This is a genomic window from Variovorax sp. UC122_21, from assembly GCF_044056785.1.
Lineage (GTDB): Bacteria > Pseudomonadota > Gammaproteobacteria > Burkholderiales > Burkholderiaceae_C > Variovorax.
The window spans coordinates 1,253,734-1,266,916 of record NZ_CP172003.1 but is presented as its reverse complement, the minus strand read 5'-3'; the positions used below and the strand labels follow the sequence as shown (position 1 = coordinate 1,266,916).

Annotated in this window: 10 protein-coding genes and 4 pseudogenes; 7 read left to right on the top strand and 7 right to left on the bottom strand. The window is 62.3% G+C overall.

Translation table 11 applies throughout. From position 1 onward, the window contains the following. The first annotated feature begins 11 nt into the window (after positions 1–11). From ACHMXE_RS06475 to ACHMXE_RS06460, 4 genes are all read left to right on the top strand, one after another. Positions 12–884, top strand: coding sequence for a branched-chain amino acid ABC transporter permease (locus tag ACHMXE_RS06475; protein ID WP_395344956.1), 873 nt, complete (start codon positions 12–14; stop codon positions 882–884). Next, positions 877–1,914, top strand: coding sequence for a branched-chain amino acid ABC transporter permease (locus ACHMXE_RS06470; RefSeq protein ID WP_395344954.1), 1,038 nt, complete (start codon positions 877–879; stop codon positions 1,912–1,914). Before ACHMXE_RS06475 ends, ACHMXE_RS06470 begins: the two co-directional genes overlap by 8 nt. Positions 1,915–1,917: 3 nt before the next feature. Beyond that, positions 1,918–2,763, top strand: coding sequence for an SDR family NAD(P)-dependent oxidoreductase (locus tag ACHMXE_RS06465; RefSeq protein WP_395344952.1), 846 nt, complete (start codon positions 1,918–1,920; stop codon positions 2,761–2,763). Positions 2,764–3,220: 457 nt separating this feature from the next. Next, a complete protein-coding gene (locus tag ACHMXE_RS06460) occupies positions 3,221–3,421 on the top strand; it encodes a YqaE/Pmp3 family membrane protein (RefSeq protein WP_395344950.1) in 201 nt (66 codons plus the stop codon). Positions 3,422–3,813: 392 nt separating this feature from the next. On the opposite strand, the gene ACHMXE_RS06455 is transcribed toward ACHMXE_RS06460, so the two are convergent. Continuing rightward, positions 3,814–4,335 (bottom strand): helix-turn-helix domain-containing protein, encoded by a 522-nt coding sequence (locus tag ACHMXE_RS06455; protein ID WP_395347448.1) that lies wholly within the window; start codon positions 4,333–4,335, stop codon positions 3,814–3,816. A gap of 745 nt (positions 4,336–5,080) precedes the next feature. Then, positions 5,081–5,337: pseudogene (locus tag ACHMXE_RS06450) on the bottom strand (transposase); the annotation flags it as partial. A 211-nt stretch (positions 5,338–5,548) separates the two neighbouring features. Between ACHMXE_RS06450 and nikR the strand changes: the two are divergent. Both nikR and ACHMXE_RS06440 read left to right on the top strand, forming a co-directional pair. Further along, a complete protein-coding gene (nikR, locus tag ACHMXE_RS06445; protein ID WP_395344948.1) occupies positions 5,549–6,019 on the top strand; it encodes a nickel-responsive transcriptional regulator NikR in 471 nt (156 codons plus the stop codon). 119 nt (positions 6,020–6,138) lie between these two features. Next, entirely contained in the window at positions 6,139–8,187 is a 2,049-nt protein-coding gene (locus ACHMXE_RS06440; protein ID WP_395347446.1) for a TonB-dependent receptor, read from the top strand. Positions 8,188–8,252: 65 nt separating this feature from the next. On the opposite strand, the pseudogene tnpC reads toward ACHMXE_RS06440, so the two are convergent. The 5 genes and pseudogenes from tnpC to ACHMXE_RS06415 all read right to left on the bottom strand — a co-directional run bounded on the left by tnpC (position 8,253) and on the right by ACHMXE_RS06415 (position 12,191). Further along, positions 8,253–9,782 (bottom strand): annotated as a pseudogene (gene tnpC / locus ACHMXE_RS06435) (IS66 family transposase). Between the two features lie 61 nt (positions 9,783–9,843). Next, entirely contained in the window at positions 9,844–10,176 is a 333-nt protein-coding gene (gene tnpB / locus ACHMXE_RS06430) for an IS66 family insertion sequence element accessory protein TnpB (protein WP_132970686.1), read from the bottom strand. Then, on the bottom strand, positions 10,173–10,568 hold the full coding sequence (gene tnpA, locus ACHMXE_RS06425; protein ID WP_395344945.1) for an IS66-like element accessory protein TnpA: 396 nt from the start codon (positions 10,566–10,568) through the stop codon (positions 10,173–10,175). Before tnpA ends, tnpB begins: the two co-directional genes overlap by 4 nt. A gap of 439 nt (positions 10,569–11,007) precedes the next feature. Next, positions 11,008–11,174, bottom strand: a pseudogene (locus ACHMXE_RS06420) (IS5/IS1182 family transposase); the annotation flags it as partial. A gap of 18 nt (positions 11,175–11,192) precedes the next feature. Beyond that, entirely contained in the window at positions 11,193–12,191 is a 999-nt protein-coding gene (locus ACHMXE_RS06415; RefSeq protein ID WP_395344943.1) for a Bug family tripartite tricarboxylate transporter substrate binding protein, read from the bottom strand. Between the two features lie 255 nt (positions 12,192–12,446). Between ACHMXE_RS06415 and ACHMXE_RS06410 the strand changes: the two are divergent. After that, positions 12,447–13,121: pseudogene (locus ACHMXE_RS06410) on the top strand (succinylglutamate desuccinylase/aspartoacylase family protein); the annotation flags it as partial. Positions 13,122–13,183: the final 62 nt, after the last annotated feature.

Below are 13,183 nucleotides of genomic sequence, written 5' to 3'. Positions count from 1 at the left end.
GACACAGACACATGACGGAATTTGTCCAACAGGTGGTCGCGGGTTTTGTGAACGGGTGCATCTACGCCATGTTGGCGCTGGCCCTGGTCATGATCTATCGTGCGACCCATCACGTGAATTTCGCGCAAGGCGAGATGGCGATGTTCTCCACCTACATCGCCTGGTCTTTGCTCGAGGCCGGTGTGCCGTACTGGGCCGCAGGCATTGCAGCCATTGCTTTCGGTTTCGTGGCCGGCGCCCTGGTCGAACGCGTCGCCTTGCGGCCGCTGCATAACGCGCCGTTGCTGTCGATCGTAACGGTCTTCGTGGCACTGATGATCATCATCCAGAGCGCGGCCGGGCTGCTGTTTGGCCATGAAAGCCACAGCTTCGCGAGTCCGTTTGAGGCCTGGAGCCCGCTGGGCCAGGGCATGTTGTCAGGCCACGCGCTCGGTACCGTCGCGGTCACGCTTGCCGTGCTGCTGGCGATGAGTGCCTTCTTCCGTTTCACGCGCCTCGGCCTGGCAATGCGCGCAGCTGCCCTGAATCCGCTGTCGAGCGCGCTGTCAGGGGTCAGCGTGAGCCGGGTGCTGATGATCGGCTGGGGCGTCGCAGGCGCGATCGGAGCGGTCGCGGGCCTGCTGGCCGCTCCGGTGGTTTTCCTCGGCCCGCACATGATGGCCGGCATCATGATCTATGGCTTCGCCGCCGCGGTCGTGGGCGGTGTCGACAGCCCGCCCGGTGCCATCCTGGGAGGTCTCGTGCTGGGGATTGGCGAGAACCTGCTGGGTGCCTACGTGACCGGCAATGAGCTCAAGCTCACGATCGCGCTGGTTTTGATGTTTGCCATCCTTGTCGTGCGGCCCCAAGGCCTGCTCGGCGGAAAGGCGGTTCAGCGTGTCTGAGTCCACCCACATCTCTTCCACGACGAGCGTGCGACCCCTGCGCCTACTTGTTGCGCCGGCAACGGCGTGGCTGGCCGTGCTCGCCATTGCCTGCGTGGCAGTCGCGTCGCTGCTCCCGAGCTATTGGGCCTTCAAGCTGTCGAGCGTGCTGATCCTGGCGCTGGCCGTGCAAGGCTTGCAACTGCTGATCGGGTCCAGCGGGCAAATCTCGCTGGGCCACGGCGCCTTCTTTGCCGTCGGCGCGTACACCGCGGGCGTCTTGCTCTCCCATCAGTGGCTGCCTTTCTATGTCACCGTGCCCGCGGCCATGGCAGTCTGCGGACTCTTCGGCTTCCTCTTCGGTCTGCCAGCGACCCGATTGGCGGGCCCCTATCTCGCCTTGGCCACCTTCACACTCGCTGTCGCGCTGCCGCAGCTTCTGAAGCATCCGCTGCTGGAGCCCTGGACTGGCGGCGTCAGTGGGCTGAGCCTGGACCCGCCGGCTGCACCTTTCGGCATCGAGTTCCTGCAACCCGATGCGTGGAACCTGCTCCTGACGGCTGCCTGGACCGCACTGATCTACGGCGTGCTGCGGCGACTGCTCAACGGCCCGGCGGGTCTTGCCTGGATCACCTTGCGCGACCATCCGACAGCCGCCCTGGCCGTCGGCGTCGACGTCCGCAAGTGGCGAGCGACCGCGTTCGCGGTCAGTGCTGCCACCGTCGGTGCGGCCGGCGCACTCAACACGGGCCTGACCCACTTCGTCTCTCCGGACAGCTTCCCGATCTTCCTCTCGCTGAGCCTGCTGGTCGGCGTGGCGCTTGCTGGTCCGAGCTCGAGCGTGGGTACCTTTGTGGCCGCGGTCTTTCTCTCCTTCGTACCCGACGTCGCCGAAAAGCTGTCGCAAGAGCTCACGGGCGTTCTCTACGGCGCCGTGATGCTCGGGGCCGTGTTCGTGCTGCCGCTGCTGTCCAAGTGGCGCGGACGCATGGCTGTGTCCGATCGCGCTGCGGCACCGCCCCTGAATCCCATCGATATCAAGGAGAAATGAAGCATGCTGAATCGCAACAGGCCGCTTGAGGGCCAGGTGGCCGTGGTGACGGGCGCAACGCGAGGCGTCGGCAAGGGCGTCGCGCTGGCACTCGGTGAAGCCGGGGCGCTGGTCTATGCGACCGGGCGCACGCTCGAGGCCGGCGCGTCAAATTGGCCGGGGTCCCTTCAGGAAACCGCCGATGAAATCGCCCAGCGCGGCGGCCTATGCATCCCGATCGTCTGCGACCATGGCGACGACGCCAGTGTGAAGCGCGTGTTCGAGCGTGTGCACGATGAACAGAACGCAGCGATCGACATCCTGGTGAACAACGTGTTTGCGGCCCCGTCCCACATGCCGGTCAACGTGCCCTTCTGGGAGCTCGAAGACGGTCTTTGGGAAAACCTGCTGCGCGTGGGGCTGCGCTCGCACTACATTGCCAGCCGCTGCGCGGCGCCGAAGATGGTTGCCCGCCGCAAAGGACTGATCGTCAATACCTCCTCGGGCGGCGCTGTGCGCTACACCTTCAACGTGCCCTTCGGAGTGCAGAAGGCCGGCGTCGACAAAATGGCCAAGGACATGGCTCACGACCTCAAGCCCTTCAACGTGGCCGCGGTCGTGATTTGGCCGGGTTTTATCAAGAGCGAGAAGTTCCTCGTTCAGCCGGACCGGGTCCCTGCACCACTGGCCAAGCGGATCATGGAAAGCGGGGAGTCCTCCGAGTTCGCGGGGCGGGCTGTGGTGGGCTTGGCGGCCGATCCAGCGATCATGGAAAAGAGCGGTCGACTGCATCTGGTTGCAGAACTGGCGCAAGAGTACGGGTTCACGGACATCGATGGCAGGATGCCCGCGACGCCTTCGCGGATCTGATCATCAGGTGAGGACGAGAAAGACGCGATGCGCCGGTCGGGTAAGCCAAGACCCGGCCTCCAGCGCGGAGATACTTGCCCAACTGCAAAGCCGAAGAAAAGTCATTTCTGCGGCGCTGGTGCTAGGCGGCTCGCTCGTCCGAGAGGCTTAAGCGGGTAGCTTCCATCGGACCGACGATCAGCCGGTCATTGGAGAGCGTGAGCGGCGAGCAATCAAGCCACGCTGGCGTCGGGGACTTTCGTGTGATGCTGCGGCCCGCCTCATAGGGGCTTTCAGCTTGCGACTGCCTGGAACCTACGAGGCCGCGCCCCCAGCCGTGCTATGGCCCTCTCACCATCCACCCCAGAAATGCCGACCGCTGGCAACCTGGTGGGCGGATAGATCGTGAGAAGAAGCTATGGTCGGCCGGCCCGTCCTTTGGCAGGATCATGTCTAGACCAATCACGGAGAAAACACCTTGCGTCTTATCCTGGCCATTCTTTTTCCCTTCGTCGCCTTCTTCACGATCGGCCGCCCCGTCGCAGGCATCATCTGTTTGATCTTGCAGGTTACCCTCATCGGCTGGCTTCCCGCCGCGATCTGGGCTGTGTATGCACTCGGTCAGTACAAGACCGATCGCAAGATCGAAAAGGCGCTGAGCGCGCGCCGGAGCTCCTGAGCGGCGACAGCTAGGCGCGCATCAAAGAGAGGCCGTTCTTGCCCAACATATGCCTAAGCTACGACAACGCGACCTCAGGCGCCGGTCTACAGGCGGTGGACTTTTTGTCTTGTGCTTTGCATGACTTCAGTAACGCTGTCGCCGGCTTGGGCCTAGTAGTTCGGCATGCCGAACTGTCAGAAGCGATGCCGAGACTGGACAAGGACCACGCCCACAGGCTTGAAAGAGCTCTGCGGCGCCTGAACTAGCGATCGCCAGCGGGCGAAGAGCCGCAGGCAGGCGGTTGTTGAGCCGAGTCCAGGAACTCTTGACCACGGACGCTTCAAAGCCCGCAGCGCTGTTCTCACGAAACGGTACCTCGAGCGTCGGACTGCCCGACCAATCACTCAACTTCAGTCACGCAGAGCTAAGAGCACAGACAGGTATGACACCGGGCCGCTGTCGACTGCTTCGATTCCATGCAGCGAAGTGGCGTCGAACAGCAGGGAGTCTCCAGCTCCCACCGACACCGTTTTGCTGCCATAACGATACGCAATCCGACCAGAGAGAAAATACAGGAACTTCACCCCTGGATGCTGAAGCGTAACGCAGGGCTCGGCATCGGGTGAAAGAGTGACAAGGTAGGGCTCGGCGAACAGGTTGCCCGATAAGAGGTGACCGAGCAACTCGTACCTATGGTCCGAATCGGCACCAACCCGGTCAACCGTAATGCCGCGCCCAGCTGGCACGTGGCAGAAATCCATGCGGCGACCTCCGTCACTTAGCAAGCGCGACACCGGGACGCGCAAGCCCTCGGCAATCCGATCTAAGGTCTCTACCGAAGGCGAAACCAGACCACGCTCCACGCGCGAGAGTAACGAAGCTGAGATTCCCGCGAGCTTCGCCAGCCTGCTCGCCGGGGTGCCTGATGCCATGCGCAGCGTCTTCACGTGGGCGCCTATACGCGATGCGGAAAGGCTGCGCTCAGCGGGCGCAGCATGCAGCGGTCGGACACGCGTGGTTGGCACTGGAACGCGCAACGTTCGAGCTGTTGGCAGCGGTGATGCGGGCTCTTGTCGAATCATTTGAAGTCTCGAATTTGAGAATAGCAGCTGACCTGTTACAAAACGGTCGGAGCCAATAACGGCATTAACTCGTCATATACTTTGTAGTCTTATGCCATTCTATATGCGGCAATCATGCGGTGCCAAGCCGCCGCGTATCACCCACTCCAGCGCCAAATTTTCCGCGTGCCTTTCGAACTGCTCGGGTGGCAGTCGGCATTCCTCAAGAAGCCTTTGACACTGTTTCTTCTAGGACCTATGTCAGCATTCTTGAGAGAGGGGTAAACGCACCTACGCTTAGGAAGATCGATGAGCTTGTGCGGGTTTTGGGTTTGCACCCATTGACCGTACTCACGCTCGCCTATTTAAGCTCGCCTTCGTCCGAAGAAGTTAGCAAAGTACACGAACGGGTCGCGACAGAGATCGCTAGTCTTGGGTTGACTGCGTTCTCTCCAAATTCATTGCCGAGAGGTAGAGCCCGCAGCGACGGCAGTGGGTCGTAGCAGCAGCCGAGACAGGACAAGCGAGTCCGTCTACCGGACCGGGAGCACTCCAGGGAGATAAGTTGGACCCTGCACACCTCACCGCGTGAAGCGCCGAGCCAGCGGGCTCACCATTTTTTTGCGTTGATCTCCTTGAGGATCTCGAGGTCCAGATCTCGCTCGGCAAGGGCTTCTTTAGCCGGCTGCTCTCAAGCTCCAGGGCCATCAGACGCTTGACGTCGACCGCTTCCATCCGACCGAGGTGTTTGCGCCAGGCATAGATGGTTGCGTCGCTGACCTTCTGCTTCTTGGCGGCCTCGGCCACCGTCGTGCGCTCTGCTTCGCGCAGGATCGTGACCATTTGCTCTTCGTTGAATCGACTCTTCTTTATGGGCCCGTCTTCGGGCGGGAGCCATCTTCCTAGAAATCAATGTCTCGGAGAAATCGGGCAGGTCACCATGTTGACCTTGTGTGCGGTTGTTGCGTCGCGACTGACTTTTGGCTAAAGGTTGGTAAGCGTCTGCAGAACACACCTTGATCTCCAAGGCGAGGACAGGTGGAACTGGGCCTCTATGATGCGTGCGCGCAAAGGAACCGCAGCCATGGAACGTTTCACCATCTCCCTCGACGACGAACTCGCCCGTCAATTCGATGCGTTCATCGCCGACAAGGGGTACGGCAACCGCTCTGAAGCCGTTCGCGACCTGATCCGCTCTCGCTTGGGCAGCGCCGTGCTTAACAAGCCTTCCAAGCGGCCGACCGCTTGGTGCGTGGCGAACGTGAGCTATGTCTACGACCACCATGAGCACACCGTCACCAGCCGCGTGATGGACCTGCAGCACGACCACCACGACCTGGTGATCACCAGCCTGCACACGCACCTGGACCATGACCATTGCCTCGAGACGGTGGTCCTGAGGGGACCGACCGGGGCGGTGCAGGCCTGCGCCGAGCAGCTCGTAGCACTGCGCGGCGTGCGCCACGGCAATGTGCACCTCGTGCCGCTCGACATCAGCGAGCCACACGCCCACGGCAAGAGCAAGCCGCACCGCCATCTCAAGCCCATGAACTAAGGTTCTGCGCCGAATGGCGTATTCGGCTCTCGCCTGTATGTATGAATAATTCCTGATTGTTCTTACAACAAGAGGGATTTCCCGTGCGCGCCATCCTCCGACGCTCCCCCGGCCTGTTCATGACGGCCCTGCTGACCAGCGGCCCCGCCTGGGCACAGGACAGGCACCTGCCCGAGGTCGAGGTACGGGGCCCGCGCGATGCCACCATCGGCTCGGCCGACAGCGCCAGCGAGGGGGCGGCCGAGAAGGAATCGTTCCAGGCGCGTCCCAAGCTGCGCCCAGGCGACATCGTCGAAGCTGTACCCGGCGTCGTGGCCACCCAGCATTCGGGCGATGGCAAGGCCAACCAGTACTTCTTGCGCGGCTTCAATCTCGACCACGGCACCGATTTCGCGGTCACCGTCGACGGCATGCCGGTCAACATGCCCACGCACGGGCACGGCCAGGGCTTCGCCGACCTGAACTTCCTGATCCCCGACCTCGTCTCGGGCGTGCGCTACCGCAAGGGTCCGTACTTCGCGGACAGCGGTGACTTCTCGCTGGCCGGCAGCGCGTCGCTCGACTACGTGAGCGCGCTCGATGCGCCTTTCGCCGAGGTCACGCTCGGCGCGAACAACTTCCGCCGCCTGCTCGCGGCCGGCTCACGCACGGTACAGGACCAGACCTGGCTGGGCGCTGTCGAGCTGGAGGGCAACAACGGCCCGTGGGACGCGCCCGAGCGGCTGCGCAAGGCCAACGCGGTGCTGCGCTACTCCCAGGGCTCGCAGGCGCGCGGCTTCACGATCACCGGCATGGCCTACCAGAGCCGCTGGAACTCGACCGACCAGATCCCCGAGCGGCTGGTCGACAGCGGCGAACTCTCGCGCTTCGGGTCCATGAACACCACGGACGGCGGCAAGACGCGGCGCATCAGCTTGTCGGGCAAGTGGTTCGACAACAGCCCCGAAGGCCAGACCCAGGTCAGCGCCTACGCCATCGACTACCGTTTCGACCTGTTCTCCGACTTCACCTATTTCCTGAACAACCCGGAGCTGGGCGACCAGTTCGAGCAGACCGACCGCCGTCGCGTCTTCGGCGCGCAGGCCTCGCACAACCGACCCAACAAGATCGCCGGGCTCGACGGCATCCTTAGCTTCGGCGCCCAGTGGCGCGGCGACCGCATCGGCGAGGTCGGGCTCTACAACACCGTGGCGCGTGAGCGCATCTCCACCGTTCGCAATGACAAGGTATCGCAGGATCTGTTCTCGGTCTACGGGCAGCAGCTGGTGAACTTCAGCGACCGGTGGCGTGGCTACGTGGGCCTGCGCGCAGATGCGCTGCGCTACCAGGTCGACGGGCGAGAGCCGGTCTATGGCCCGGTCAACAGCGGTCGTGGCCGCGACTCGCTCGCCAGCCCGAAGGCCGGACTGGCCTTCACCGTCACCCCAGCGCACGAGCTGTATCTGAACGCCGGCGTGGGGTTCCACAGCAACGACGTGCGGGGCGCCACCATCAGCGTCGACCCGCAAAGCGGACTGCCGGCTGAGCGGGTTCCTGCGCTCGTGAAGGGGCGCGGTGCCGAGATCGGTTGGCGCTTCCAGCCGAACGAGAACTTCACGTTCACAACTGCCTTGTGGCAGCTCAGGCTCGATTCCGAGCTGGTCTACGTGGGCGACGCGGGCACGACGGAACCCGGCCGCGCCAGCAGTCGCCGAGGCATCGAGGCAACGATGCGCTGGAAGGACGATTCACGGTGGCGACTGGAGGCCGACGCGGCGCTGTCGCGGGCACGTTTCCGGGGCGTGGCGCCCGAGGGCGAAGGCAGCTACATCGACAACGCGGTGGAGCGGGTTTTCGCGGCTGGCGTGACCTACACGGACGGCCCGCTGACGGCCTCGCTTCGGCTGCGGTACATGGGCCCGCGCGCACTCGACACGCTCAACAGCGTGCGATCGCGCGCGACCACGCTGCTGAACTTCGGCGCGCGCTATGCGGTGAACAAGCACCTGACGCTGGGCCTCGACGTGTTCAATCTGACGGGCAGGAAGGGCAATGACATCGAGTACTTCTACGCCTCGTGCAGTGCGGGCGAGGTGGCACGCGGGGACTGCGGCAGCGGCATCGACGGCAAGCATATCCATCCGATGGAGCCACGCAGCGCTCGTGTGAGTGCGCGCTGGACGTTCTGATGGAATAGAGCCTGCGGCTTCACGAGCAGACAGCGAACGCGCGCTGATGTCGAGCCGGACGGTCTTCAATTGCTTGGCGCCCAACGATGAGGCAGCAGATCATTGATGCGGCTGGCGGGATGGGTAGGCAACCTGGTCAGCACGTTGCGGATGTAGGCGTAAGGATCGTGCCCGCTGAGTTTGGCCGAGTGGATCAGGCTCATCACGGCCGCCGCCCGCTGGCCCGCGCGCAAGCTCCCCGCGAACAGCCAGTTCTGGCGGCCGAGCGCGATCGGCCGGATCCGGTTTTCTACCCAGTTGTTGTCGATCGGCAGGTCGCCATCTTCGAGGAAGCGCGTGAGCGCATCCCAGCGCTTGAGGCTGTAGTCGATCGCCCTGGCGGTTGCCGATCCGTCGGGGATCTTCTGGCGCTGCTGACGCATCCACTGATGCAACGCATCGGCCACCGGCCTTGATCGTAGTCGTCGGAGTTCGAGCCTGCTGCGGCTATCAGCCCGCGCCACCTCGCGCTCGACGTCAGTACAGTGGACCGAAGAACTTCAGCGCCTGTTCGCCGACCAGGCTACCGTGGTTGACCCATAGTTCGTGGAACTTGCGCCGCGCGTGGGCCATGCACCCGGCCTCAGTCACCCCAAGCTCGAAGCACGCCTTGTAGCCGCTGAAGTCATCGGTGACGAGCTTGCCCTGCCATCTCGGCTTGGCACCGGTTGCGCTCAGCTTCAGGAAGTCGCGCACGTGCTGTCCACCGCGACTGTCGGCGAAGTCGAACACGACGCCCTGGACCGGGTTGAACTGCGTCGTGCAGTAGCTCCACAGGTAGGCCCGGTGCGTCTTGCCCGCTCCGGGCTTGAGCATCGCCACAGGGGTCTCGTCGGCATGCAGCACGTCGTGTCGCAGCAACTCTGCTGCCAGTGCATCCACCAGCGGCTGCAGCTGTGTGCCGCACTCACCCACCCACTGTGCCAGCGTCGAGCGAGCGATCGTGTGGCCTGCACGCTCGAAGATCGCTTCCTGCCGGTACAGCGGTAGATGATCCAGGTACTTGGCCACCAGCACCTGCGCCAGCAGGCCGGCGGTGGGCACCCCCTTGTCGATGACGTGAGCCGACACCGGCGCTTGGGTGATCTCTCGCAGCACCTGCACACCCACTTGCCGCGGATGTGGCGCTCGACCGTGAACACGCCCGGCTGGTAGTCGAGCTTCTCGGCCACGTCCTCACCAATGCGCTGCAGCGGCTCGCCGCACCCGCAGGTGGTGTTCTCGGGCTCGTGATGGATCTCGCGGCGCGGCAGGTTCGCAGGCAGCTTCTCGCGCTTCGGTTTTTGCTTCTCAGCAGGGGACGTCCTCGCTGCCTGCAGCGCCTCGATCTCCGCCGCAACGGCGGCCAGATCCGTGTCCAGCGTCTCCTCGAGCAAGCTCTTTTGCTCGGCGTTGTAAGCCTCGCTCTTGGCGGCGAACTTCAGTCGCTTGAGGATAGCGTTCTCGTGCGTGAGCTTGTCAATGATCGACTTCTGGAACGCCAACTGAGCGTCAGCCTTGCGCAGCCTCTCGCGAAGCTCCTGTGGCTCCAGTGTGTCGATGTCGTCGGCAATCACGGACAGTGATCGTGCCGGCAACAATGCCCACGCACCATCCGCGGATACCGCAATGGACGCGCTACAGCGTGGTGATCACACCGGCCTCGCCGACGAGCTGCCAGGGCAGTCCCAGTACCAGCGCATCGAACTGCGGCCGGCTCAGTGTCAGCGTTCCGTCGATGTTCTTGGGCCAGGCGAACTTGCCGCTGTTCAGCCGCCTTGCTGCCAACCACACGCCAATGCCGTCGTGCACGAGGACCTTCATGCGGTTGGCACGCCGGTTGGCAAAGAGGTAGGCATGGTGCGGGCGTGCAGCACCGAATACCAACACGACCCGGGCCAGGGCAGCCTCGGTGCCGGCACGCATGTCCAGCGGTTGCACCGCCATCCAGATCGACTCGACGCGGATCAACGCAAGATCTCGCGAAGCCAGGCAGCGCTCGCCGCGGCGGCACTGGATGGCCAGTTCACGACCACTGTGGTCGCACCGCGCTTGAGTTCGATGCGAATGTCAGATGCTGTCGGTGAGGGCGTGGCGTCGAGCTGCACGGGCACGAACGCCGCCTTGGCTTGATCCCGCGGCATGTCGGCAGTCGTCTCGACAGAGTCGGCGCTGGGCAACCGTTGACCGCCTTGCTCGATCCAGCGGCGCAACAGGTTCGCATTGATGCCATTGGCCAATGCCACCGAGGCGATCGACACGCCGGGCCGAGAGCAGGCGGCGACCAGGCTCGCCTTGAACTCATCGGTATGACGACGCCTGCGGCGCCGATCTCCCTTCACCGTCGTCTCGATAGTGTTCACGTGTCCGCCAAGAAATAAGTGGAGTAGTGAACACGATGCTCCTAGGCCCGATGACGGGAATCAAGACGGGTTGGCCGGACGCTTACTGCGCTCCAGCTTTGCCAGAGGTTGCCGCGGCGTGCGACCCGGATGCATCTACACAAAGCCGTCGAACCCTAAGATTCAACTCCTTGGTCCCCCCAAGTCACAAAGGCATCGATGTTGGCGAGCTTTCTCGCGAATTTTTGGCGTGCCATGGGCAGTCGGCACAAAGCGGCACTCATCCAATTTCAACAATACAGTGAGCTCCGCATTCTAAGGATGGTCTGCAGAACGTGATCTGCGGACGCGATTGAAAGAACCGTACGACGACGATGCAACCGCTCTGCTCGTTCGAGCAGGCTCGGCATCGTTTTGCTGGGCACCACCGCCGTATTGATGGCCTTGCGGACCTGACTTCGGCGTTCTTGGTCGAACTCGGTGCCGAGATCAAAGCGCCGTCCGCCACGGTGCGGGCGCGCAACATCAAGCCCTTGCCTGCAGGATGTCATTGATCACGCGCAGCATGTCGACCGCCAAGTCATGGGCCTCCAGCGGATGTCGAAACCGCAGGATGGTGGTCTCGTCGAGCTCACTGACGAGCGATTAGCTAAGCCGTCCGCTTGCCTGAAGGCGCTTCAGTGTTTCTTGCCAGAACCCAAAATCAGTGTCTACCTTCTTTGCGAACACAGGCGTGGACAAGGGTGTGACCACGACAGACGCGGCGTCCAGTTTGGTCTGTACTTCTGGGCGCTTTAGCGTATCAATGACGACGTTGCTCAGGGTACTGATGAATGTCGAAGAAGTCTTGGCAGGCGCAAAGAGCCCATACCACACTTCCAGCGAGAAGTTCGACAAGTCGATTTTTCCGCTACTGCTTTCCGCCACGGTAGGCACCGTTGGAAGGCTAGCCATACGCGTTGGTGATGCCACTGCAAGCGCGCGAAGGCGGCCGGAAGCGACCAAGGGTACAGCCTCACTGACAGTAGTCACGGCAAAGGTGTTCAGCCCAGCTATCAAATCGGGCATTGCGGCTGATTTGTACGGCACATGGAGCGCCTTCACACCTGCGCGCTCCATCAACATTTCCGCACCCAACTGGCCGAATGCGCCGACTCCATAGGAACTGTAGCTACCACTGGATTTGCGTAGCTGATCGAAGAGTTCGTTCAAGGTTTTGGGTGCGCCCGGACCTGTGCCAGTCACCACTACGTAACCCACACTACCCAAACCAACGATCGGCACGATATTTTTTCCATAGCTGTATTTGACGGCAGGATTCAGTAACGGTGTCGTGATCATCATGCTGGTACTTGCAACCAGGAAAGTGCTGCCGTCGTTGGCTTGATTGGCGACGTATTCGGTGGCGATCTGGCCGGCCGCGCCCAACCGGTTCTCCACAATGATCGTTTTGCTTAGAGCCCCACCCACACGATCCTGAATGACGCGCATGATGACATCGGGAGTGCTGCCGGCGGCGGTTCCGACAATAGCCCGTAGGAGTTTGTTCTGGGACGACGACTCTGCTTGTGCCTGGCCTAGCAGCGGTACGGTCGCGGTGGTGAGAGCGGCGGTCGCGGAAAGAAAACTGCGTCTGGTGGACATGTGACTCATGAAGGAGGCCCTCGTTTGGTGCGATATGGCGGATTTAGCTGAGACGAGCAATCCAATCCGGCGGGTCGCCAACTCAGCGCTACCAACGTCAAGGTGGAACGCGCTCGCCAGGAGTTTCATAATATGCCAGAAGGAAATAACTTTTCCTACACTTTCCAAAAGGAAAGTTTTGTGTAAGATGGTGCTGTACAGACCACCGGTAGCGCCCAGGTACCGGGACGCGCCTCATGCTTCATAGGTGAACACATGTCCAACAAGTCTTTGATCCGAACCAACATTGACTTTGATGCCAAGGGATTCCAACGAGGAACACTGCGCATTCCCTACTCGAGCGACCGTTCTGCCTACGGCCACATTCCCGTACCCATATTCGTTGCCGCGCATGGGCAAGGCCCATCCGTCTTGCTGATCGGTGGGAACCATGGCGACGAGTTTGAAGGGCCAGTCGCGCTCCAGCACCTGATGAAAGAGGTGCGCTTGGAAAACCTCTCAGGTCGGCTCATATTCTTGCCGTCACTGAATCTTCCCGCCTTGCGCGCCGGCCGGCGCACATCGCCGATCGACGGCGGTAACCTCAACAGATCGTTCCCCGGGAACAGGACTGGCACCCCAACGGAAATGCTCGCGCACTTTCTCGAAAGCGAACTCTTCGCTAAGGCCGATTTCGTCTTTGATTTTCACTCCGGGGGAGCATCGCTTGCTCACCTGCCGATCCTCTTCCTCAAGCGCCCAAGGACGGAGAGCGAGAGCGCGCTCACCTTGCGAGTCGCGACAGCGTTCGGGTGTGAGCGAGTGAGATACCTGAACTTCGAGTACGGAGAAGGGAGGACATCAATGGAAGCCATCCTTCGCAACGAGAAATTTTTTATATCAGGTGAATTCGGCGGCGGCGGAAGCCTCTCGAGCGAAGGCGTTGATCTGATACGCCAGGGAACTGCGCGCGTTCTTCAAGAACTTGGAGTATTGCGCGGGAGAACACCGAG

Bases quoted from the DNA above. Each gene is read 5' to 3' on its own strand.
- ACHMXE_RS06475 (WP_395344956.1), top strand. From the start codon at position 12: ATGACGGAATTTGTCCAACAGGTGGTCGCGGGTTTTGTGAACGGGTGC.
- ACHMXE_RS06465 (WP_395344952.1), top strand. From the start codon at position 1,918: ATGCTGAATCGCAACAGGCCGCTTGAGGGCCAGGTGGCCGTGGTGACG.
- ACHMXE_RS06455 (WP_395347448.1), bottom strand. From the start codon at position 4,335: ATGGCATCAGGCACCCCGGCGAGCAGGCTGGCGAAGCTCGCGGGAATC.
- nikR (WP_395344948.1), top strand. From the start codon at position 5,549: ATGGAACGTTTCACCATCTCCCTCGACGACGAACTCGCCCGTCAATTC.
- ACHMXE_RS06440 (WP_395347446.1), top strand. From the start codon at position 6,139: ATGACGGCCCTGCTGACCAGCGGCCCCGCCTGGGCACAGGACAGGCAC.
- ACHMXE_RS06415 (WP_395344943.1), bottom strand. From the start codon at position 12,191: ATGTCCACCAGACGCAGTTTTCTTTCCGCGACCGCCGCTCTCACCACC.